Source organism: Caballeronia terrestris, from assembly GCF_001544515.1.
Taxonomy (GTDB): Bacteria; Pseudomonadota; Gammaproteobacteria; order Burkholderiales; family Burkholderiaceae; genus Caballeronia; species Caballeronia terrestris.
Map to the genome: position 1 here is coordinate 29,796 of NZ_FCOL02000040.1, position 20,770 is coordinate 50,565.

The following is a 20,770-nucleotide window of genomic DNA, read 5'->3' on the forward strand; positions in this document are numbered from 1 at the left end:
CGTCGAGCGAGTGTCCGCGGCGCCCTTGCTTGCGTCTGATGTTACAGACGCTTCGTTCAACGACCGGAGTCACCATGACACGAAGCCGGAGCCGCCATCGCAGGTCCGCATGGCTCGTCGCGCTGCTTTCGGCGCTCGCACTATGCACCGCATGCACCGTGCAGCTCGCGCCGCCCTACGATGCGTCGCTCGTGAACGGAATTCGCGGCGTCAGCAACAACATCATGGAACTCTATGCGTCGGCGGGGATGGGTGTTTCGAAGACAACCTTCAGCGAGCGCGCGGGCCAGTACAACGAAATCATCGGACGTGCGGATGCGCTTGCGTTGCAATCGCAAAGCCGCCCCGTCGCCGATAGCGCGCTGCGCGACAAGGCCGATCAGGCGATCAAGCAGAGGCTCGCGATCAGCCCGCTTCCCAGAACCGTCTCCGATGACGCACTGGCGCTCGCCGCCGGCGAATGCGCCGACGCGCGGCATGTACCGCGCACGCCGGCGCTGCCGTCGTTCGGGCCACCGCCCGCTAATACTCAGCAGCCACAGCTTCCCGCCAGCGCGCTCGCGCTTGCACAAGTCGCGCGCGCGATCGCACTGCTGCGCGACACCGACTGCGCGCACGGATTGAACGGAGCGCAGGTCGCCGCGAACAAGGGGTACGTCACGCACTTCATGTCGGAAGCGCTCGTCTACGAGACTTTCCTGCAACGGTAAACCGTCGAACATCAAGGAGCCGTCATGGCACTCGATCTCACCAGCGTCGCCGATGTCTTCAAGGACAGCATCTCGTCCGCGGTCAAGACGACGACCACCAAGGACCTCGCGACCTTCACGGGTTTCGCGCAAAGCCAGTTTCAATCGCTCGTGCATCAGTCCGCGCTCGTCACGGGGATGATCGAAGCGAACGTGTTCACGGCGGCAGAGCGTTCGTTCTACCTCGACGGTCTCGGACAAATGGCGCAGGGCTTCGCCGAGACGCTCGTGCAACTGATCGTGGTGGAACTGGAGAAGCTGATCAACGCGGTCGTCGATGCGATCTATGCGTCGATCAACACGGTCGCGGGCGTAGCGTTGTCGGCGCCGCGCATGGCCGCGCCGGCATAGCGCATCGCTTCACAACTGCGATTCAATCGGCAGCAGGCCGAGGAACCAAATGCCGGTGCGGCGCCACGCCGATACGTCCGGCTCCTTGTCGAGCACCGTGACCGTGCCGTTGGCGGCCGTATCGATCCACACGATGTGGCTGCCGCCGTTCGCATCGGGGCGCAGTTCGAGCCGCCACGCAACGCGATCGAGATTCGCATCGATGCCATCGACCACTTCGCGCGCCGCCGCCTCGCTCTCGCAGTACACGCCGATCTCCGTGTTGAGTTCGACCGAGCGCGGATCGAGATTCATCGAGCCGATGAAGATGCTCTTGCGGTCGAATACATACGTCTTCGCATGCAGTGACGCCTTCGACGAGCCGAACGTCGATTTCTTCCCTGTCGACTCGTCCCCGGCGACGGGCTTGAGCTCGTAGAGCCGCACGCCCGCCTCGAGCATGTCTTTCCGATAGCGCTGATACCCCGCGTGGACTGCGGCGACGTCGGTGGCCGAGAGCGAGTTGGTCAGCACCGTGACGCGCACGCCGCGCGCCGTCATCCCGCGCAGCCATTCGACGCCCGCCTTCTGCGGCACGAAGTACGGCGAGACGATCAGCATCTCGCGTTCGGGCTTGAGATCGAGCGCCCGGAACTGCGACATCAGATGCCCTTCTGCATCGCCCGGCGCGCGCGTGATCTTCGCCGGGTCGTCGTAGAGCAGCGTCGCGCGGCCCCACGAGAACTGCGCATCGCGCGTGTGGATCACGTCGGTCAGGCGCGCTTTCGCCTGCTGAAAGTACGGCGTCTCCATCTCGGTCGAAAGGTATGCGTCGAGCTTCGCCCGATAGCCGGCGAGCGCCTCCGGGTCGGCGCTCTTCCCCATCAGGCGATCGACGGGATACGCCGACTCCGAGTTCCAGTATTGATCGAAGGCCGTCGACACTTCGCGCACGACCGGGCCGTGCACGAGCACGTCGAGGTCGCCGAACGCGACGGTCGTCGATGCGCCGAAGTATTCGTCGCCGATGTTGCGGCCGCCGAGAATCGCGCCCTGGTTATCGGCGATCAGCGCCTTGTTGTGCATGCGCCGATTCACGCGGAAGAATTCGACCGCGGAGCCGAGCTTCTTGAAGCTGCGGCTCGCGACCGGGTTAAAGAGCCGGATCTCCACGTTCGGATGCGAGTCGAGCGCGAGCAGCACGCGGTCGTCGGCGTTCGTGCCGAGGTCATCGAGCAGGAGCCGCACGCGCACCCCGCGGTCCGCCGCGCGCAGCATCGCCGCCGCGAGCGTGCGGCCGGTCGCGTCGTCGTGCCAGATGTAGTACTGCATGTCGAGCGTGCGGTCCGCGCCTTCCATCAGGATGACGCGCGCGACCAGCGCGTCCATCGCGTTGGGCAGCAGGTGGAAGGCGTTATCGGCGGGATGCGTCGCTTCGCCCGGCGCGAAGGCGACGCCGAGGCGGGTGTCGGCGGTGTTCTGGAGCGCGTGCGTTTCAATGCGTCCGGCCTGTGGCGGCAAGCTCGCGCACGCGTTGAGAAGCATGACGAGCAAAGCCGCGAGGCAACGTCGAAGCAGGATCATGTCCGCTCTCCACCAGGCTGTAGTTCACGCGTTGGGGAAGTGTAGCGGCATGATCGCTTTGCAGGGACGCGTTATGCGCCAGGATTCTTTTCCGGCAACGGTTGATCGGTGCCCGGTTCCACCGGCGTGGGGATCGCGTCGCCGATCGGCTTCGATACGTCGACGGGCGGCTCGGCTGGCGGCTCGTAGGTCGAATCCGGGCCGGGATCGGCGTCGGCCTTTTCGGGCAGCGGCTGGTCGAGGCCCGGCTCGACCGGCGTCGGTATCGCGTCGCCGATGGGCACCGAGATTTCCGTAGGCGGCGCGGCCGGGTCTTCGTCCGGCGTAGCGGGTTCGTCCGAGGGTGCGGTCGTCATGGCGGCCTCCTGCCGGCAGTTGTTGACTGCTTTCGACTGCGCAAGTCCCGTTCCACACGTGCCGCCCTCTCAATGCGCCGCGCCCGAAGTCAGCCGGTCGATCATGTTGCGGATCGCGCGCATCTGGATGCCTTGCTGGTCGGCGAAATGGCGGTCGGTGTAGCCCCACCAGTCCCAGCATCCATTGGGATTCGACAGCGGAATCGACACCGCCTGCGGATACAGCACGACGATACGGTTGTTGTCCGCCCACTTCGCGTAGCCCGCGTTACGCACGAAGGTCGTGCCGTAGAAAAGGCCGCCGCCCGGCGGCGACTGCAGCGGCAAATAGTCCTGCCCCTGCTCGCAGCCATGCAGCGCGACATGCAGGCGGCACGGTGTGCCCGCGCTGCACGACGCGGGCACGTAGAGCCAGCCGCTCGTGTCCATCCCCGTCGATGATCCGAAGAACGACGACTTCCCCTCCGGCACGTAGCGGCTCTGATCGAAGCGGATGAAGCGTCCTTTCGGCGTCGTCGCGGAAGGCGGTTGCAGCGGGTTGGGACCGTAGATCCAGCTCAGGATCACCCGCGCGGCATCGTAGCCGCACTTGCCGATGAACGGCGACTCGGTCGCGCTGCACGGCACACCGTAATCGACGGTCGGCATCGTGTGGCCGGCATTCGGGAGTTCGATCTTCGAGACGTTTTGCGCCGGCGTGCCGAGCGCCGCGTAATAGCCGATGAGTTGCGTGACGACTGGGCGCGGCACGGTGGCATCCTTCGCGCCGGAAAAGGTAATCACGCGCTGGCGGCGAAGATTCGCGACGTCCTCGATGAGGTGGCTCGTGGCCGATGTCTTCGTGAACGTGACGAGTGCCGGGACGCTTGCGCTTGCGGGCGTCACGTCGCATGAGCTTGCGGGCGCGATCGTGCACGAGCAGCGCGTCGTCGCGATGCGGATGTCGCTCTGCGAACAGTAGTACGGACCCGCCGCGACCACGCCGACGCCTTTGATGATCGACGAATACGCGACCGCGAGCTGCACCGCCATGAAGCCGCCGGAGGAGATGCCGGAGACGGAGGTCTGCGTGATGTCGATGTTGAGCGCGGGAAGCTGCGGGTAGTTTGACGCCGCGCTGGCAAAGCTGATTCGCGCGATCAGGGCGCAGAAGCACAGGATGGCTTTCATCGCTCGGGGTTTCGCTGGCGCTTGTAGTTTGGATGCCTCAAACAGTGTAAGCCACGAACCCCAGGCGCCGGCATCTTTAACGAACGAGCAATCCCTGCTCGATATCCGTGCACTCTGCGGTGATCACTTCCCCCGCGCAGCGGCTTGCGAACGCCACCATGTTCCGGCCCATCGCCTTCGCGCGATAGAGCGCGCGGTCCGCGTCCTTCAGCATGTCGGAGACGTCCATGGCCGATTCCGGGTCCCAGCTCGCCGTGCCGATGCTCGCGGTCACGCGGCCGAACTCGCTGCCCGCGTGAGCGAGCGAGAGATCGCTGATCGCCACGCGAATCTTCTCCGCGATGAACGACGCGCCCGCCGCCGGCGTATTCGGCAGCACGACCACGAATTCCTCGCCGCCATAACGCGCCGCCGTATCGCCGGGACGCCGGATGCTTTCGCCGATGCACTTTGCCACTGCCGCGAGCGCCTTGTCGCCGGCCTGATGGCCGTAGGTGTCGTTATAGGCCTTGAAGCGGTCGATATCGACGAAAAGCAGCGAGAACACGCAACGCGCACGGCGCGCGCGCCGCCACTCCAGATCGAGCACTTCGCCGAACGTGCGGCGGTTGTTCAGGCCCGTGAGGCCGTCGGTGCGCGCGAGCAGTTGCAGCTCGGACTCCGCGCGCATGCGCCGGCGCAACTGCGTGCCGAGCACCGCCGAGAGCCCGACGAACGCGAGGCCGAACGTCGCCATCAGCGAGCCGATCGTGAGCGCGCGACGGCGCCAGGCCGCGTAGATGTCCGTCTCGGCCATCGCGACCATGATGATGAACGGCAGATGCGGCAGCGTCTTGAACGTATAGAGGCGGCGAACGTTGTCGATGCTCGCCGTATCGCTGAAATCGCCTTCCTTCTCCGCGATGAAGCGCTTGAAGGTGCTCGCAGTCTTGATGTCACGGCCGATGATGCGCACGTCGTACGGCTGGCGCATCACCATCAGGCCGCTCTGCCCGATCACCGACGCCGATCCGCGCTCCCCCAGCGACAGCCCGGCGAACAGGTTGCGGAAATAGTCGAGGCTGATCGCGATCATCGCGACGCCGCCGAACGAGCCGTCGGCGCGCGTGATGCGCCGGCTCAGCACGATGCTCTGCATGTCGTGTTCGAGCGTGAAGCGCAGCGGATCGCTGATGTAGAGGCCCGCGTCGCCCGCGCGCTGCGCCTTGAAGAATGCGCTGTCGGCAAAATTGGCCTTGCGCGGCGTCTCACTGACCGAATCGACGACGATGTCGCCCGCTTCGTCCAGGACAAGCAGCGCTTCGAGATATTTGGCCGTGGCCGCGCGGTCGAACAAAACGTCGCGACGCAGATGGTCGGGCAGCGCCATGACTTCCGGCTGCGCGAGGCCTTCGATCACGGCCTGGAGGGATAGGTCGTACAGCTCGAAATTACGAACGATGTCGCGCTCGGCGATCAGCGCGACGTTACGCGAGGTCTCGCGCGTGCGTTCGAACGCATCCTGCCGGCTTTGATAAAGAACGAGTGCGCAAAGGCCGACCATCACCAGCGAAATCAAGGCAGCGCCATAGACGATGCCATGAAGCGCAGTCGATTCCTTGCATTTGAACCGGTCCCTCTGTCGAATAAACCATTCGTTCGTTTTCATTGGCCGTGACTTATTGAAACGTTTGCCCAAAGGATTCTATTTTTAAACGCGCTTCAGGGCTATGAAAAAAATCGGACGAATGGCTTTCGTTGGATAAATGACGAAGTCAGCAATGGTTTCGTAAATCGATTTTCATCGCCGTGAGGGGGCTGCGTTAGTATCCACTTGCCTTGAAGCCCAATGGCGCCTTGCTGGCGGGGACCGCGGGTTTGTCCCGCATTGCACACCTGACCCGGATCGGATATGTAGCACGAACATTCGTATCGACGAATGCGCTTGCCTTCGGGCCGCATTCGTGACGCCTTACTGCGGCCGTTAATCGACCGGCTGGACGAAAAGTCGGCAGTGGGGTTAAGCATTTCTGAAATACGACCACAAAAGCGATGACAAGTGTGAACAGCGAATTAATCAGCGAGCCTGAATCGCTCTGGCGGTTGTTCTGGACCGTATGCGGTTTATCGGCGGTATCGTGGGGCGGGCTCGCATTAATGGCGCAACTCGAACGGCATTATGTTGAACGCCAGCCGCGGCTTTCGCCATTGGCATTCGCCGATCTCACTGCGCTTGCGTGGATGGTGCCGGGGCCGGTTGGCTGCAACGTCGCGGTGCAATTGGGGCACGTGCTGCGCGGACGGGCAGGCGCGTGGGCGGCGGGCATCGCGAGCGTCTTGCCGTTTTTCCTGTTGATGACCGTTTTCGCGATTTTCTATCGCACGCCGCTGATCCGCTCGCTGACTTCGCAGACGCTCGTCAATCACTTCAGCGTCGTTTTGGCCGTGCTGATCGGCGTTACCTGGTACAAGCAGACTCGCACGATCCTGCGAGGAAAGGTCGAATGGGCGGCGGCGGCGTTCGCGTGCGCCACGCTCGCGCTGGCGCATGGACCGGCGGCCTATGTGCTCGTGCTGGCGAGCACGTTTGCGGCGGGATGGATGCTGGAAGCGGAGCGCGAGACGAGCGTCGATGTCGTACACGCCCGCCGCGACTGGCGCTTACCGGTCGTGCTCGTCGGTTTGCTGCTGATTTTCGCGCTGCCGCTGCCGACGCCGTGGCAGTTCACGCTGCTCTGGCCCCGTCTCGCGGGCGCGGGGTTGACGCTCTTCGGCGGCGGATTTTCGGCGCTGCCGGTGCTGAAGGCGCTGTTCGTGAGCCCGAGCACCGGCGTCTCCGATACCGACTTCACGCTCGCCTTCGCCCTCTCGCCGATCGCGCCGGGGCCTTTGCTGAACGTGATTCCGTTCTTCGGCTATCTGATTGATGGGTGGATCGGCGCGCTCGTTGCGACGGTCGCGCTATTCGTGCCGTCGGGGTGTCTCGTGATTTTCGCGCAGCGGCATCTGGCGGCGCTCAAGACGTATCCGCGCTTCGAGAATGGCATGCGCCTGCTGCGCGCGGCGACGACCGCGTTTCTCGCGATCGCCGTGTTGAAGATCCTTCTGCACATCCCGCCGCAGCCCGCGTATCTTGTGACGGCCGCGTTCGGTTGCATGTGTCTCGCAAAGCTGAAGCTGCCGGTTTATACCGTGTACGCGACCGTTGCGGGCGCGTTCGGGATCTGGTTGCTATGCCATTGATCAGGCGGCAGCTTCGGGGGCGGCCGGACTTGCGACTTCTGTAGCTCCGGCCGTGGAAGTTGCAGCTTCCGCGACGGCGGCGGCAGGCGCTACGGCTGCGGGAGCCGTTTCGGTTTCGGAAGCTGTGGCCACGGCACTGGCCACGTTAGTAGCGACCGGGGCCGGTTCTTCCGCGCCCTGCCCCGCCTTGCGAGCGGCTTTCGCGATGCGGTTCGTTTCGGAACTACGTGCGCGGACCGCATCTTCCGCCGATACGGCTCCGGCCGCCTCGCCCGCGAGATCCACGCGCGGCACCCCTTCGACGAGACACGACCAGTAGCGGCTGCCCCGGCACCAGATCTTGATCGCGTCGCGCAATTCGGCTTCGGTCAGCGCGAGTTCGCCGGCGAGTGCCACCAGATCCTTGAAGATGCCGACCTTCAGCGGAACCTTCGATGCCGGCTTCTTCGGGAACGCCAGCGGGAAGCGGTTCTGCAACTTGCGGATCGTGAGGACGGCCGGGTCGGTGATCTTCGCCTCGGCCGGCTTCGCTTCGCTCGCCTTCGCTTCGACCGCCGCCGCCGCGACGCGCGGTCCGCGATGCGGGCGCGCCGGACGCGCCTGCTTCGGCGGCTGCGCGGGCTTCGCCGATTGCGGCTTCGTCTGGTGCGGCTGCGACTTGGTCTGCGTCGGCTTCGCCTGCTGCGACTTGGCCTGCGACGGCTTGGCCTGCTGCGACGGCTTCCCCGGCGCAGACGCCTTATGCGGCCGTGCTTTCGACTGTTTGGCGAGTTGCTCTTTCAATACCGCGAGTTGTTCGAAGCCCATCGTGCATGCCTCAGGAAATTTTCGATGCTGGTCGCGCGTTCGAAGCGCGCTGGGAAGCCGCGTGACGCGACCAAAGAAACCATGATACGCAACCGCTTCACATTCTGCCGTGAGGCACGCGGACCGGTCATGCCCGCTATTGTGCCGTCCGGCGTGCTGCGGGCGAAAAAAAGCCCGCGCATTTGGCGGGCTTAATCCATATCGGTTGAGACATGGAGGAGACAACGTCAGTATAAACCCGAATCGAGATTGGCGCTACACGCGGCTCGATTTCGCATTTCGCGTCTATAACGGTATGCATCGACAGAGGCACCCGTTCACCATGCACGACATTGATCGCATTCGATATTTGCGCATCGCGCTCATCGCGGTCGGATTGATCTCGATCGCGGGGATTTATCCGCTGATGCTGGTCTGGCCGTCGGGCTGGGCGTGGCACACCGGGCATTCCGACTATCCGATGATGATTGTCGGCATCTACGCGACGCTCGGCGTTTTTCTGCTGATCGCCGCGCGCGATCCGCTTGCGCACCTGAGCCTGATCTGGTTCACCGTGTGGTCGAGCGTCGTCCACGGCGCGATCATGACGGTTCAGGCGCTCGCCGGCAGCGGCCAGCGCGGCCATCTGATCGGCGACGTGCCCGCGCTTTTCATCATCGCGATCGTGCTTGCTGTCCTGACGCCGCGCCGCGCTGGAAGCCTCTGAGCGCGACGCGTGCCATGACGCTGCCGTACACTGATCCGCCGACCACTCTCCCGAAGGACTCCCATCATGCGCATCGAAACGTCATTCCTGTTCGACCTCGACGGCACGCTGGTCGATAGCGTCTATCAGCACGTCCTGGCGTGGAAGGAAGCGCTCGACGACGAAGGCATCGAGCTGTCGGTGTGGCGCATCCACCGCAAGATCGGCATGAGCGGCGGGCTTTTCATGAATCAGTTGCTGCGCGAGACGCACGGAGAGATCAGCGAGGATCGCGTCGAAAACCTGCGGCGTCTGCATGCTGAGGCGTACAAGCGGCTGCGGGCGCAGGTGTGTCCGCTGCCGGGCGCGCGTGAGCTGCTCGCGGCGCTCACGGACGCCGGCACGCGCTGGGCGATCGCAACGAGCGGCCGGATGGAGACGGCGGCGGTCAATCTGGAGGCGCTCGGGGTCGATCCGGCGAAGGCGGTCGTCGTGACGCGCGACGATGTGAAGTACGCGAAACCCGATCCCGATCTGTTTATCGCGGCGGCGGAGCGGCTGGGGGTGTCGATCGAGCATACGGTGGTCGTCGGCGACAGCATCTGGGACATGCTCGCGGCGCGGCGTTGCCGGTCGCTGGGAGTGGGCTTGTTGTCGGGCGGGTACGGGATGGAGGAACTCGAACGGTCGGGGGCGCTGCGCGTATACGAAGATCCCGCCGACTTGCTGCTGCATCTGGATGAGGTTGCGGCGCGGCCGTAGACGGTTACTCAATGCGTTCGCGGGCCGGGTTTGAAGAAGTTGGAACAAGTTTGCACAAGCGACGCATCTGGTGAGATCGCGGGGTGCGCCAGAAGAATCGCGTGCCGCAGCTTAGCGGGATTTGGCTCGCTCGCGGCGCCAGCAGGCGATTGGTCGATGCACCCGCAGGCCGGGTCTGAAGAAGCGACGCACCTGGTGAAATCGCGGGGGGCGCCCGAGAAAAGCGCGGGACACAGCTTCGCGGGACCCGCCAGGTCGGTTGCTCAATTCGACTGCGGGGCTTTCAGCCTGCGCTGACCGTTTCCGAGAAATCAACGCGGCCCCGCGGCGACGTGACGTCGCGCGCTCACAAACAATCGGCGCGGCGTTCCAGGCCGCGCCGATCTCGCCTCAGTCTTTCAAGTCGGCCGGGACCTTGCCGCCGTTCTCGGCGAGCTTCTTCATCACCGCCTTGTGCAGCCACATGTTCATTGCGGCCGAGTCTTCGGTGTTGCCGCTGTAGTGCAGTTCCGCCGCCAGCTCCTTGCGCGCCGTGAGACTGCTGTCGAGGCCGAGCAACTTCATCAAATCGACGATCGACGTGCGCCAGTTCAGTTCCTGCCCTTGCTTCGCCTGCATCGCGGAGAGAACGGATTCAACGTCGACTTCCGGCATCGGCGTGACCGGCGGCTGGACGGCGCCCGCAGCGGCAGGCGTCGATGAACCCGCAGGCGCGGCGCCCGGTGCGGCTGGGCTCGGCTGTTGCGCCGTGGCGGGGGCGGCGGCCGCGCCGGAGCCGGTCGCGGCCGGGTGATCGTGCGGGAAAATCTTGTTGAGGATGTTCGAGAAAATGCCCATGTGCGTCTCCGATGACAGGGTGGGTGACTCGTCCGAGAGCGCAACGATCGTTCCTACCCTGCTTTTAAACGCCCGCACACATTCACATTCGTCGAGTCCGAGCCGCCGATGATGCCGATGATGCCGATTCGCAACGCGGCCCGAAAAAATGCCTGCGGCCGCGTATTAGCGCCCTATAACAAAAGCAGGAAGCAGTTTTGGCAAGCCGGAATCACGCACCGGCGCATAAAGAACGCACGTTCATCGGACGTAAAATCGCTTTCAGGAACGCACGCGCCTCGACCTCGCGGCGACGTGCGCCAATTTCCCTCCCCCTTTTGCCGAGAAAAGGAGTCTCGCAACCGAGGCGTCATGCAAGGAGCATCAAAATGAAGTCGACTCTCGTTTTGAACGCAGTTTTGAGCACGTCGAGCGCCGTTATGCTGGCGGCGGCGAGCGTCGCGATCGCGCAGGAAACGCCCGTGCCGCAACCCTCCGGGCGAGCGCTGATGCAGCACAACGCCAACACGTCGGCACAATCCACGACCGACATCTCCTACGGCGGCAGCTCGGATACCCAAGGCGCGGCGGGCGGCGCGAACCCGTCACAGGCGGTGCCGGACGCGCAATCGGCGAGCCCCGCCGGCGCGCGCACCACCACGCAGCCGACTCCCTCGCGCTAGATACTTCCACGCATTGTCGGGCCTGCCTCAACAGGCCCGACTCCGCCAGCGCCTAGCGGGCGTCGGTCACCGTCATGTTGACGGTCTTTCCCGCGATAAGCGTGTTCGAAAGCGTGATGTCGTGCACGTTGTATGCGTAAATCGGTCCGGGCGACGTCGAGGTCGCCGGGCCCGTCGCGACCGGCGTCCCGAAATCGCAGTTCGTGATCGTGACGCCTGCGATCCCCGGAATCGCGGGCGCCGGCGCCGGGCCGTTGTAGTCGAACGCGACCGGGCCTTGCGCGACGACCGCCTGGAAGCACGATCCCGTCACACCGTTCAGCGTCACGTTGGTCGCCTTCACGTTCGATATGTTGACGTTCTGCACGAGCGCCGGACGCGTGCGGATCGCGTCCTTGGACGGCTGGTAGTCGCAATCGAACGTGATCAGCCCGCCCTGCGCCGCCGACGGATTCGCCGCAGCCGCCGTTGCCACGCCGAGCGGCACGGTGCCGTTGATCGGGCTGCCCGCGAGCAGGCTGCTGCCGTAGCCCGAAGGCGTGAGGCTCACGCCGTTCGGCAGCGTCACGCCATCGACGTAGAAATCCTTCACGAAACCGCCGCGATTCATGTTCGTCTTGATGCGGATCGCGATGTTCAGCGAATTGGTCGCCCAGAACTGGTTGAGCATCGCGAGGTTGCGCGCGTAGATCTTCTGCACGCCGCCGCCCATTTCGCTGCCGAGCGTGATGCCGCCGTGGCCGCTGTTCATCGTGCAGTTCTGGATGACGTGGTTCTGCGCCGGGCCGTATTCGTTATCAAGATTCTTGCCCGACTTGATCGCGATGCAGTCGTCGCCGGTGTTGAACACGACGCTTTCGCACAGGACCATGTCGCAGGCGTCGGGGTCGAAGCCGTCGTTGTTCGGGCCGATGCTGTCCACCGTCACGCTGCGGATCACGACGTTCGTGCAATCGGTCGGATGGTGCTGCCAGAACGGCGTGTTGATCGTGCGGTAACTTTCCATCAGCACGTTCGTGCAGCCGAGGAATTCGACCATGCACGGTCGCAGATAGTGGCCCTTGCCGAAGATGCGCTTCTCGATCGCGACACCCGCCTCCGACAGCGCCGGCAAGTAATTCTGGTCCTGTTGCCACGGCGTGGCGGGATCGGTGAGGCGTGTGTAGAGCGTGTCGGAGATGCCGGGCGCGGCGGTGCGTAAATCGACGTTGTTCGGGTTCGCATAGGCCTGCGACGGCGTCGAAGAACCGGCGAATCCGTAAGCGCCGCTGTTGCCCTTCCACGTCCACCAGCAGGTGCTCGTGTTGCCCGTGCCCGCAAACGGCGTCATGCCCTGGCCGTTGAGGATGGAGCTGTCGCCCTCGCCGGTGATCGCGATGTTCTTCTGGTTGCGCGCGTAGACGGGCGGGCCGTAGTTCAGGCAATCGTTCGACTGCCAGCGGCTGTAGAAGAGCTTGCCGTTCGCGCCGCAATCGATCGGGCCGTCCTTCGCGAAATCGGCGGGATTCTGGCTGAAGTAGACCGTGCAGTTCGCGCTCAGATGGAAGTTGACGTTAGAGAGCAGCACGAGCGGGCCGGCGCAGTACCAGTCACCCGCGGGTACGACGACTTTGCCGCCGCCCGCCGCGTTCGCCGCCTGGATCGCGGCGAGGAATGCGGGACGCGAATCGAAGGAGCCGGGCGCCTGCGTCTTGTCGGCGCCGGTGCTGAGCGGCGACTTCGACGGATCGGTGTACGGATTCACGGCCGCCACGACGGCGCAGGTTTTCGCGCCGTAATCGGTGACGAGGAACGTCCGGTCCGGGAACATCGACTGCGCCACCGCCTGCAGCGAGTTGATGATCTGCGTCGCCGCGCCCGACGGACCCCAGATCGGGTCCTGTGCGACGGGCGGCGTGGGGTCGCCGGAGTTGTCGTGCCCGCCGCAGCCGCCGAGCACGCCGAGCGCGCCGAACATCGACACGCTCGCCGACGCACCCGCTAGCAGCACGAACGATCGCCGCGCTTGGGATTGCGGTGCGGATTGCGCTCGGTTTTGATTCTTGTCCTCGCGATGTTTCAAGTTCGTCTCCTTTTATCCGGCCATTGCCGGGGTCACGGTTGCTCGGGTGAACCGAATCGGCGTCTCGTCGGAGGACGCTTATACAAACGATGTCATACAACATTATTCCCTTCGTCTCCGGCGTTTTTTTGGGCGTTCAGACCTGAGCCCACTCGTATGGTGCCGAAGATAGCGAAGCGGTCAGATAGCTGTCAAGCAACTTTTTGCGATTTTTGCAGGCTCAAACCTACAGTAGGCTTGCTGATGAGGCTTATCAAAACGGGGTTTACCCGCTTTCAGGCTGTTTGAGGTTGACAGCTTTGTGTGATTCACCGAAAGTTGTCGTACACATTCTTTCAGACGTCAAAGTTAAATTAGTTATACGACGTCTTATATGATTGCCCCGCATTAACCGGGAAGGAGACACGCCATGCCGGCAGACAAGATCAAGGGATTGAGATGGTGGATCGTCGGGCTGATCATGCTCGGGACCGTATTCAACTATCTCGCGCGCAGTTCGCTCTCGGTCGCGGCGCCGACGCTCACCGACAGGCTGCACATGACCACGCAGCAGTACTCGTACGTGGTTGCGGCATTCCAGGGCGCCTACACGGTGATGCAGCCGATCGCCGGCTATATCCTCGACGTGGTCGGCCTCAAGATCGGCTTTGCGATCTTCGCGACGGCCTGGGCGGCGTCGAACATGCTGCACGGCCTCGCGACCGGCTGGGGCTCGCTCGCGTTCTTCCGCGCGCTGCTCGGCATGAGCGAGGCGGCGATCTTCCCAGCCGGCATGAAGACCATCACGCAGTGGTTCCCGGCGAAGGAGCGCTCGGTCGCGACCGGCTGGCTCAACACGGGGACGTCGGTCGGGGCGATGCTCGCGCCGCCGCTCGTCGTGTTCTGCATTCTCCAGTTCAACTGGCAGACGGCGTTCGTCGTCACCGGCGGCATCGCGCTGTTGTGGGTCGCGCTGTGGGTGTTCTTCTACCGCTCGCCCGCCGACCATCCGAACCTTTCCGAAAGTGAGCGCGAGTACATCCTGAGTGGCCAGGAAGCCGGCAAGCTCGATTCGACGCAGCGTCCTTCGTGGAAGCAGTTGCTCGGCACGCGCCGCTTCTGGGGCATCGGCATCCCGCGCTTTCTCGCCGAACCGGCCTGGCAGACCTTCAACTTCTGGATCCCGCTCTATCTCGTGTCCGTGCGACACATGAACCTGAAGGAGATCGCGCTCTTCGGCTGGCTGCCGTTTCTCGCCGCCGACCTCGGCTGCGTCGTCGGCGGGTATCTGGCGCCGTTCTTCCTGCGCAAGTTCAACACGTCGCTGCTCACGTCGCGCAAGCTCGTGATGATCTTCGGCACGCTCTTCATGTTCGGGCCGGCATGCATTGGCCTCGCGACGAACCCTTATGTAGCGATCGGCCTCTTCTGCCTCGGCGCGTTCGGCCATCAGGCGATTTCGGGCGCGCTTTATACGCTCGCATCGGATGTGTTCGGGCAGCACGAAGTCGGCACCGCAACCGGCCTCTCCGGCATGATGGGCTGGCTCGGCGGGATGATCTTCTCGCTGATCGTCGGCGCGCTCGCGACCACCATCGGCTATAACCCGCTCTTCGTCTGCCTCGTGCTATTCGACATCGTTGGTGCTACCGTCGCATGGTTCCTGCTGAGGCCGGGTGACTACGCCGGCACCCTGCGCGCGCCCAGGGTCCCGACGCCCGCCGCGCCCGCAAACAGCATCGGACGCTAACGCCGACCATGACACAAGGACCCAATATCGTGACCAAGATTGCATTGAGCGGTGCCGGCGGCCAGCTGGGCACCGTATTGCGAAAGACGCTGCTCGAACGCGGCTACGACCTGCGCTCGGCGGGCGGCTCGCGTCCCCTCACGCCGATCGTCGAAAACGAGGACATCATGCACGGCGACCTGCGCGATCCGGCCGTCGTCGACCGGCTGCTCCACGGCGTCGACGTGCTCATCCACATGGCGGGCACGAGCGTCGAGCGGCCGCTGCCGGAGATCATCGAGAACAACCTGCGCGGGCTCGTCGAGGTGTACGAAGGCGCGCGGCGGAAGAAGGTCCGCCGCATCCTGTTCGCGAGCTCGAATCATGCGATCGGCATGTATCCGGTCGACGCGAAGCTCGCGCTCGACTGCGAGTTTCGTCCCGATGGTTTCTATGGCCTGAGCAAGATGTGGGGCGAGGGCATCGCGCGGATGTATTGGGACAAGCACGGGATCGAGACCGTGTGCGTGCGGATCGGAAGCTGCATCGAGAAGCCGACGGAGTTTCGTCACCTCAGCACATGGCTCTCGCATGACGATTTGATGCGTATCGTCGAGCGGACGATCGATGCGCCGGAAGTCGGGCATATCGTCGTGTGGGGTGTGTCGGACAATACGCGCAGTTACTGGAACAACGACGGCGCCGCGCGGCTCGGCTACGTGCCGCAGCAGAACGCGGAGGATTTCGCCGACGAGATCCTGCAAAAGCCGAATCCGCTCGATGCGATTGGCCAGCGATATCAGGGCGGAAGTTTTGCCGGCATCGACTTCACGCCTTTGGATGAACGCTGAAATCTTGCTTCGGATGTTTTCGTCATGCCCGCCTTGGCAATCGCAAGCGGGCATTTGCGCTTTACTATTGAGACCGCCCGTCCCGGCGCTGCAGCGCACGCCGGCGGCGCGTTCGAAGCCACAGGCCCGAGACGCGGCCTGCCAACAAGAGGAGCACGAGCATGCGTGAGAACCGGATTCGTTCGATCTGGAAAGCTGGCGGGGCGGTCGTCAACGGATGGCTCGCGATCCCGAGCGGGTTTTCCGCCGAGACGATGGCGCATCAAGGGTGGGACTCGCTGACGGTCGACCTGCAGCACGGCGTGGTCGATTATCAGAAAGCGGTCGAGATGTTCACGGCCATCTCGACGACCCAGACCGTACCGATGGCCCGCGTGCCCTGGAATGAACCCGGCATTCTGATGAAGGTTCTCGACGCGGGCGCGTATGCGGTGATTTGTCCGATGGTCAACAGTCGCGCGGATGCAGAGCGGCTCGTCGCAGCGACGCATTATCCGCCGCTCGGGACGCGGAGTTTCGGGCCGATCCGGGCGTTGCTTTATGGCGGCGCAGATTATCCGACGCAGGCTAATGAAACGGTCGTGGTGTTTGCGATGATCGAAACGCGCGAGGCCCTGGATAATCTGGAGGAAATCGTTTCCACGCCGGGGCTGGATGCGATTTATATCGGGCCTTCGGATTTGTCTCTTGCGCTGGGGTGTACGCCGACTTTCGATGATGTCGATCCTCCGGTGGTCGAGGCCATCGAGCGTATTCTTGCGTGCGCTAAAGCGCATGGGGTGGTGGCGGGGATTCATAACGGCACGCCGGAGAAAGCGCTCGAACGGATCGCGATGGGGTTTCAGTTCGTGACCGTCAGTTCGGATGCGCGGTTGATGGCGGCTGGCGCGCAGCAGGTCATGGGGAAGATGCGGGCCGGGGGTGCGAAGGGATCGGACGAGGGGTATTGAGGGCGGGGGCCTTGAGCGGATTTTCGCTGAAAATTGGCGTAGGGCCTCGATTTTTTACATCGTTCGATGTGATGTTTTAGCCGCCGTATATCCCTGTCCTTTTTCAGGTGGCATAGCGGCTCCTTAGCCGTCAGTTTATGCCTCGCACCCAAACTATCGGATAGGCACTGATTCTCGCAAGTCTGCCCAAATTCCCCCAAACGGAGGCGCGCTACGGAACGCTCACAGTACGCTGACAGAGACAGTATGGCCCGTCATGAAATCGACCGGTCTTCGGCGCAGTATCGTCGCGAACGACGAGTTCAGGAATGTTAGGACGTGACGTTGCACGGTTTCGGCGTGCAACGTCACGCCGCCTGGCTCGATCAGCTACACGTACCGATGGACGTCACCGGACGGGATACGACGCCGCGCAGTGATCGGCCGCTATCCGCAACTTTCACTCGGTGAAGTGCGCGAGCAGCTTCGAGCCGGAATACGGCCGCGTTTGCCGCATCTGCGGAGCATCGCCGTGCGTCAACGGACTCATGAGTGGCGTGTCGTGTATGACTCGCATATGTGCGTCCGTGCACGTTCGGGGGCGCGGACGCCGGCGACCCGGCGAAGTGGTGACGCCACTGGACCATTTTTCGGGTTTTGATTGCGTGCCTGCTTCGACATGACCTTCTCCTTCAACGTCGATCGGAAACAGCCTAAATTTCCATAAATTTCGGAGTTTTCTGTTATTTAAGATCTGACGAAATGGCTAATCTCCCGATCACATAAGAAATAAGTAACGGGAGAAAATCGTTCGTGAGTTCGACTATCGAGCCATCCGGCGTGGCGCGCCACGCCACGCATCAATCCGTTGTTCCTTCACTTCACGAAACCTACTTCCTCGATGTACCACGCGCGGTCAGTGCCAAGGACATGAGCGTCATGTGCTTCACCGGCGTCGAAGCGATCGGCGAAGCAAGGCGCTTTGCAATCACGCTTACCCATTCTCTGGCGAATCTGCCGCGTGGCGATTATCTGAATCGCCCGGCCGCCTTTACGATTCAGCCGCCACGCCTGCCCGGCGGGTTTGTGTCGACGGGCACGCGCCGCAAGATTCAGGGCGTCATTACCGCGTTCAGCCAGCTCGCCAGCAACCGCGACCAGACAACCTATGAAATCGTGCTGGAATCGCGCCTCGCGCTGCTGCGCAATACGCCCAAATGCCGGTTCTTCTTAAACCTGAGCTTTCCGAGCATCATCGAGCAGATTCTGCGTGAGCACGGTTTCGATGCGATTCGCGCGCGTTTCGACTTCAGGCTGTATCGGCAGTACGAGCCGCGCGAATTCGTCATGCAGTGGCACGAGAGCGATCTTGCATTCATGACGCGCCTGTGCCGGCGCGCGGGCATTTGGTTCGTTCAGGAAGAAGGCGAACACTGCGAAGTCGTGCGCTTCGGCGACGACCTGACCCACTACCGACGCAAGCCCGGTTTGAGCGTGCCGTTTCACGCGCAGGCCGGATTGGCCAACGCGGGCGCGGAGTCGATCGAGTCCATCGAGACGCATGCCAGGACGATTCCCGAGCGGCAACTGGTGCGCGCCTACAACTACCGCACTGCGCCGCTTCCAATCGACGCCGAAAGCATCATCCGCGGTGATGACACCACTTACGGCGAGACGTACACCTGGGCCGCGCACCACCTGACCGATGACGAGGCCAGGCACGAAGCTCAACTGAGACGCGAAGCGGCGCTCGCTGAACAGATCGTGTATCACGGTGCGGGGAATGTGATCGACCTGACACCATCAAGCGTGCTCAAACTCGCGAATAAAGTGCTGCCCGAAGCCGAGCACGGCGTGATGGTGGTGCGTGTGGAGAGCGGCGGTTCGCGCAGTGACGCGTATCGCAACAGCTTCACTGCGATTCCCTCGGAGCGCCTTTATCGTCTGCCGCTAAACGAAGAAAGCTGGCCGAAGGTGCACGGCACGATCAGCGGAGTCGTAACGTCGCCGAGCCGCTATAAGTTTGCCTACGTCGATGCAGCGGGTGAATACGTGGTCGTCCTGCACCTGGACCGGGACCCGCGCCCCGCTGGCGGCAACAGTTGCCGGCTGAGACTGGCGAAGCCGTTCGCTGGCGCGAACCAGACCGGCTTTCACTTTCCACTGATCGACGGGACCGAGGTTTTGGTCGCGTTTCATGATGGCGATCCGGACCGCCCGTTCATCGCGCACGTCATGCACAACGCGCGCGCGACGGACGTCATCGTCAACGATCAGCGCTGGTTGAGTCGCAACGTGCTGCGCACCCAATCCAACAATACGTTGCAGATGAGGACTGGGACAACGAGCAGCACATCAAGCTCGCGACCGAGCACGGCAAGTCGCAATTGACGCTCGGTCATAGCGTGAACCGCAAGCGAGAGAAGCGCGGCGCCGGTTTTGAGCTGCGCACCGACATGAAAGGCGCGATCAGAGCCGGACAAGGCCTGTTCCTGTCGGCCGATGCGCAGCCGCTCGCGAACGGGCCGCATCTGGATATGAAAGCGGCGCTCGGTCAGTTACAGGTGGCGCTTGCGCAGGCGCAGGGGCTTGCGCAGGCCGCAAGTGTCGCCAAGGCTGAAATCGCCGATCTGAAAGCCGAAAACGAATGGCTCAAGAACAGTGTGAACGAGTTGAAGGAAGCGGTGATGCTGCTGTCTTCACCCAAGGGGATCGCACTGGCGACGCCCGACCGGGTGTCGGTTGCTGCGGGCCGTGACGTGAATATCGCAACCGGCGCTGGATTTAACGTCAATGCACAGCGCAATGCGAGCGTCGCCGCCTCCGACACGCTGTCGCTCTTCGCTCACAACGGCGGGGCCAAGCTGTTCGCGGCGCGCGGCAAGGTGCTGGTCCAGGCGCAGTCCGATGCGATGGAACTCGTGGCGCAAAAGGACATGCACCTGACGAGCGCGAACGGCACGTTGATCGCAAACGCTGCAAACGGCGTCGTGCTGCATGGCGGTGGGACCGCCTACGTGAAGCTGAGCGGCGACAACGTCGAGATTGGTGGCGCGGGCAACTTGATTCTGAAGATCATTGGAATTGACAAGTCCGGTCCTGGTTCGCTGTCGATGCCATTGCCGAAGTTCGAGCAGACCACCATCGGCCACGATGAGCACTTCATTTTGAGCGATCGACTTACCGGGCGGCCGGCGGCCAATCGCCCATACCGGATTCAACTGGCGGATGGTCAGGTCATCGAGGGCGTGACTAGCGGCACGGGCGCGACTTCGCTCAAAGCGGGCGATATCGCGCAAGGGATGACCCTGTTGAAGAAAAAAAGGACTGAATCCTGATGAGCGATGAACTGAATCAACCCAATGATGCGGGCGCGACGCCGGACTCGGCGAACGCAGGTGAGCGACCGATTGAAGTGAAGCGCTATCAGCACGATGTTGCCACGCGGCTCGTGCCCATGCAGATCGATCATCTTGGAAGACAGTTTTGGGAATCGTATATGACGCCCGTGAGTTATCAAGTGCGGGCGCTGGTCGAGATTCCGCCGCATTTGCCGGGGATTGTTATCTTTGTGCACGGGGTGAATTCGGAGGGGGAGTGGTATGACGATGCGGAAATAGCGCTGTGCGAAGGACTCAACAAGCGGTTGAACCGTGGCGACATCAAGCAAAACAGATATCTTGATCGAGATCCCGACACCAAGAACCCCATTCCGCGTCGAATCGACCCGGAGTGGAAAGACGCTTACTCACCCGTCATCCGCTTTTACTGGGGCTACAGCGCAAAGAAAGGCACCGAAAAGCAATGGCGTATTCCACTTCGAAATGACAACGGCTTTGACGCTTGGGCGCCTGAGTGCAACGAGGAGTTTGGCCCATGGTATTGGGGCGGCGGCCCCTTCCAGAACGGCACGAACAATCTCCAACAGTGTTGGAGCCACACCGGATTCAAGCGTCACGTCTTCGGCTTCGACCTTCAACATCTGAACACCGAGACGGATCGCCAATTGCAGGATGCCCCGCCGCGCAGTTACTACGCACACGCGGCACAACGGCT

General features: G+C 63.0%; 19 protein-coding genes. 12 read left to right on the top strand and 7 right to left on the bottom strand.

What is annotated here, in order from left to right; genetic code table 11:
* Positions 1–74 precede the first annotated feature (74 nt).
* Complete coding sequence (locus AWB67_RS25075) at positions 75–710, top strand: hypothetical protein (protein WP_200822300.1); 636 nt, start codon at positions 75–77, stop codon at positions 708–710.
* 24 nt (positions 711–734) lie between these two features.
* Positions 735–1,100 (top strand): hypothetical protein, encoded by a 366-nt coding sequence (locus tag AWB67_RS25080; RefSeq protein WP_087658922.1) that lies wholly within the window; start codon positions 735–737, stop codon positions 1,098–1,100.
* A 9-nt stretch (positions 1,101–1,109) separates the two neighbouring features.
* Here the strand turns inward: AWB67_RS25080 and AWB67_RS25085 are convergent, their stop codons facing one another.
* From AWB67_RS25085 to AWB67_RS25100, 4 genes are all read right to left on the bottom strand, one after another.
* Positions 1,110–2,663, bottom strand: coding sequence for a phospholipase D family protein (locus AWB67_RS25085; RefSeq protein WP_087658923.1), 1,554 nt, complete (start codon positions 2,661–2,663; stop codon positions 1,110–1,112).
* A 71-nt stretch (positions 2,664–2,734) separates the two neighbouring features.
* Positions 2,735–3,019: a hypothetical protein gene (locus AWB67_RS25090; RefSeq protein ID WP_087658924.1), complete on the bottom strand. Its 285-nt coding sequence runs from the start codon at positions 3,017–3,019 to the stop codon at positions 2,735–2,737.
* Between the two features lie 69 nt (positions 3,020–3,088).
* Positions 3,089–4,189 (bottom strand): extracellular catalytic domain type 2 short-chain-length polyhydroxyalkanoate depolymerase, encoded by a 1,101-nt coding sequence (locus tag AWB67_RS25095; RefSeq protein WP_235025299.1) that lies wholly within the window; start codon positions 4,187–4,189, stop codon positions 3,089–3,091.
* 76 nt (positions 4,190–4,265) lie between these two features.
* The gene (locus AWB67_RS25100) at positions 4,266–5,837 is read right to left on the bottom strand and encodes a sensor domain-containing diguanylate cyclase (protein WP_087658925.1); all 1,572 of its coding nucleotides are present in this window, start codon (positions 5,835–5,837) and stop codon (positions 4,266–4,268) included.
* Between the two features lie 383 nt (positions 5,838–6,220).
* Between AWB67_RS25100 and AWB67_RS25105 the strand changes: the two genes are divergently transcribed.
* The gene (locus tag AWB67_RS25105; RefSeq protein ID WP_087658926.1) at positions 6,221–7,411 is read left to right on the top strand and encodes a chromate transporter; all 1,191 of its coding nucleotides are present in this window, start codon (positions 6,221–6,223) and stop codon (positions 7,409–7,411) included.
* Here AWB67_RS25105 and AWB67_RS25110 read toward each other — a convergent pair whose 3' ends face one another.
* A complete protein-coding gene (locus AWB67_RS25110; RefSeq protein ID WP_087658927.1) occupies positions 7,412–8,218 on the bottom strand; it encodes a ProQ/FINO family protein in 807 nt (268 codons plus the stop codon).
* 322 nt (positions 8,219–8,540) lie between these two features.
* Between AWB67_RS25110 and AWB67_RS25115 the strand changes: the two genes are divergently transcribed.
* Together AWB67_RS25115 and AWB67_RS25120 are read left to right on the top strand one after the other, a co-directional pair.
* On the top strand, positions 8,541–8,924 hold the full coding sequence (locus AWB67_RS25115; protein WP_087658928.1) for a DUF6632 domain-containing protein: 384 nt from the start codon (positions 8,541–8,543) through the stop codon (positions 8,922–8,924).
* Between the two features lie 66 nt (positions 8,925–8,990).
* Positions 8,991–9,665: an HAD family hydrolase gene (locus AWB67_RS25120; protein WP_087658929.1), complete on the top strand. Its 675-nt coding sequence runs from the start codon at positions 8,991–8,993 to the stop codon at positions 9,663–9,665.
* Positions 9,666–10,055: 390 nt separating this feature from the next.
* Here the strand turns inward: AWB67_RS25120 and AWB67_RS25125 are convergent, their stop codons facing one another.
* On the bottom strand, positions 10,056–10,502 hold the full coding sequence (locus AWB67_RS25125) for a DUF3597 domain-containing protein (RefSeq protein ID WP_087658930.1): 447 nt from the start codon (positions 10,500–10,502) through the stop codon (positions 10,056–10,058).
* A 368-nt stretch (positions 10,503–10,870) separates the two neighbouring features.
* Here AWB67_RS25125 and AWB67_RS41480 point away from each other — a divergent pair, with 368 nt between their 5' ends.
* Positions 10,871–11,164 carry a hypothetical protein gene (locus AWB67_RS41480; RefSeq protein ID WP_087658931.1) on the top strand — a complete coding sequence of 98 codons (294 nt, stop codon included), beginning with the start codon at positions 10,871–10,873 and terminating at the stop codon, positions 11,162–11,164.
* A 52-nt stretch (positions 11,165–11,216) separates the two neighbouring features.
* On the opposite strand, the gene AWB67_RS25135 is transcribed toward AWB67_RS41480, so the two are convergent.
* Complete coding sequence (locus AWB67_RS25135; protein WP_235025300.1) at positions 11,217–13,226, bottom strand: glycoside hydrolase family 28 protein; 2,010 nt, start codon at positions 13,224–13,226, stop codon at positions 11,217–11,219.
* A gap of 409 nt (positions 13,227–13,635) precedes the next feature.
* Here AWB67_RS25135 and AWB67_RS25140 point away from each other — a divergent pair, with 409 nt between their 5' ends.
* From AWB67_RS25140 to AWB67_RS25160, 6 genes are all read left to right on the top strand, one after another.
* Positions 13,636–14,955, top strand: a complete 1,320-nt coding sequence (locus tag AWB67_RS25140; RefSeq protein ID WP_087658932.1) for an MFS transporter — start codon at positions 13,636–13,638, stop codon at positions 14,953–14,955.
* Between the two features lie 29 nt (positions 14,956–14,984).
* A complete protein-coding gene (locus tag AWB67_RS25145) occupies positions 14,985–15,785 on the top strand; it encodes an NAD-dependent epimerase/dehydratase family protein (RefSeq protein WP_087658933.1) in 801 nt (266 codons plus the stop codon).
* A gap of 161 nt (positions 15,786–15,946) precedes the next feature.
* Positions 15,947–16,735, top strand: a complete 789-nt coding sequence (locus AWB67_RS25150) for an HpcH/HpaI aldolase family protein (protein WP_087658934.1) — start codon at positions 15,947–15,949, stop codon at positions 16,733–16,735.
* 792 nt (positions 16,736–17,527) lie between these two features.
* Positions 17,528–19,105 carry a type VI secretion system Vgr family protein gene (locus AWB67_RS41965; RefSeq protein WP_235025301.1) on the top strand — a complete coding sequence of 526 codons (1,578 nt, stop codon included), beginning with the start codon at positions 17,528–17,530 and terminating at the stop codon, positions 19,103–19,105.
* Complete coding sequence (locus AWB67_RS41970) at positions 19,069–20,052, top strand: DUF2345 domain-containing protein (protein WP_235025302.1); 984 nt, start codon at positions 19,069–19,071, stop codon at positions 20,050–20,052. Before AWB67_RS41965 ends, AWB67_RS41970 begins: the two co-directional genes overlap by 37 nt.
* On the top strand, positions 20,052–20,770 hold a 719-nt coding region (locus tag AWB67_RS25160), incomplete at its 3' end, for a T6SS effector phospholipase Tle3 domain-containing protein (RefSeq protein WP_445344245.1). The genes AWB67_RS41970 and AWB67_RS25160, both read left to right, overlap by 1 nt.

Coding starts and splice junctions, on each gene's coding strand:
- AWB67_RS25075 (WP_200822300.1), top strand. CDS start 75: ATGACACGAAGCCGGAGCCGCCATCGCAGGTCCGCATGGCTCGTCGCG.
- AWB67_RS25080 (WP_087658922.1), top strand. CDS start 735: ATGGCACTCGATCTCACCAGCGTCGCCGATGTCTTCAAGGACAGCATC.
- AWB67_RS25085 (WP_087658923.1), bottom strand. CDS start 2,663: ATGATCCTGCTTCGACGTTGCCTCGCGGCTTTGCTCGTCATGCTTCTC.
- AWB67_RS25090 (WP_087658924.1), bottom strand. CDS start 3,019: ATGACGACCGCACCCTCGGACGAACCCGCTACGCCGGACGAAGACCCG.
- AWB67_RS25095 (WP_235025299.1), bottom strand. CDS start 4,189: ATGAAAGCCATCCTGTGCTTCTGCGCCCTGATCGCGCGAATCAGCTTT.
- AWB67_RS25100 (WP_087658925.1), bottom strand. CDS start 5,837: ATGAAAACGAACGAATGGTTTATTCGACAGAGGGACCGGTTCAAATGC.
- AWB67_RS25105 (WP_087658926.1), top strand. CDS start 6,221: ATGACAAGTGTGAACAGCGAATTAATCAGCGAGCCTGAATCGCTCTGG.
- AWB67_RS25110 (WP_087658927.1), bottom strand. CDS start 8,218: ATGGGCTTCGAACAACTCGCGGTATTGAAAGAGCAACTCGCCAAACAG.
- AWB67_RS25115 (WP_087658928.1), top strand. CDS start 8,541: ATGCACGACATTGATCGCATTCGATATTTGCGCATCGCGCTCATCGCG.
- AWB67_RS25120 (WP_087658929.1), top strand. CDS start 8,991: ATGCGCATCGAAACGTCATTCCTGTTCGACCTCGACGGCACGCTGGTC.
- AWB67_RS25125 (WP_087658930.1), bottom strand. CDS start 10,502: ATGGGCATTTTCTCGAACATCCTCAACAAGATTTTCCCGCACGATCAC.
- AWB67_RS41480 (WP_087658931.1), top strand. CDS start 10,871: ATGAAGTCGACTCTCGTTTTGAACGCAGTTTTGAGCACGTCGAGCGCC.
- AWB67_RS25140 (WP_087658932.1), top strand. CDS start 13,636: ATGCCGGCAGACAAGATCAAGGGATTGAGATGGTGGATCGTCGGGCTG.
- AWB67_RS25150 (WP_087658934.1), top strand. CDS start 15,947: ATGCGTGAGAACCGGATTCGTTCGATCTGGAAAGCTGGCGGGGCGGTC.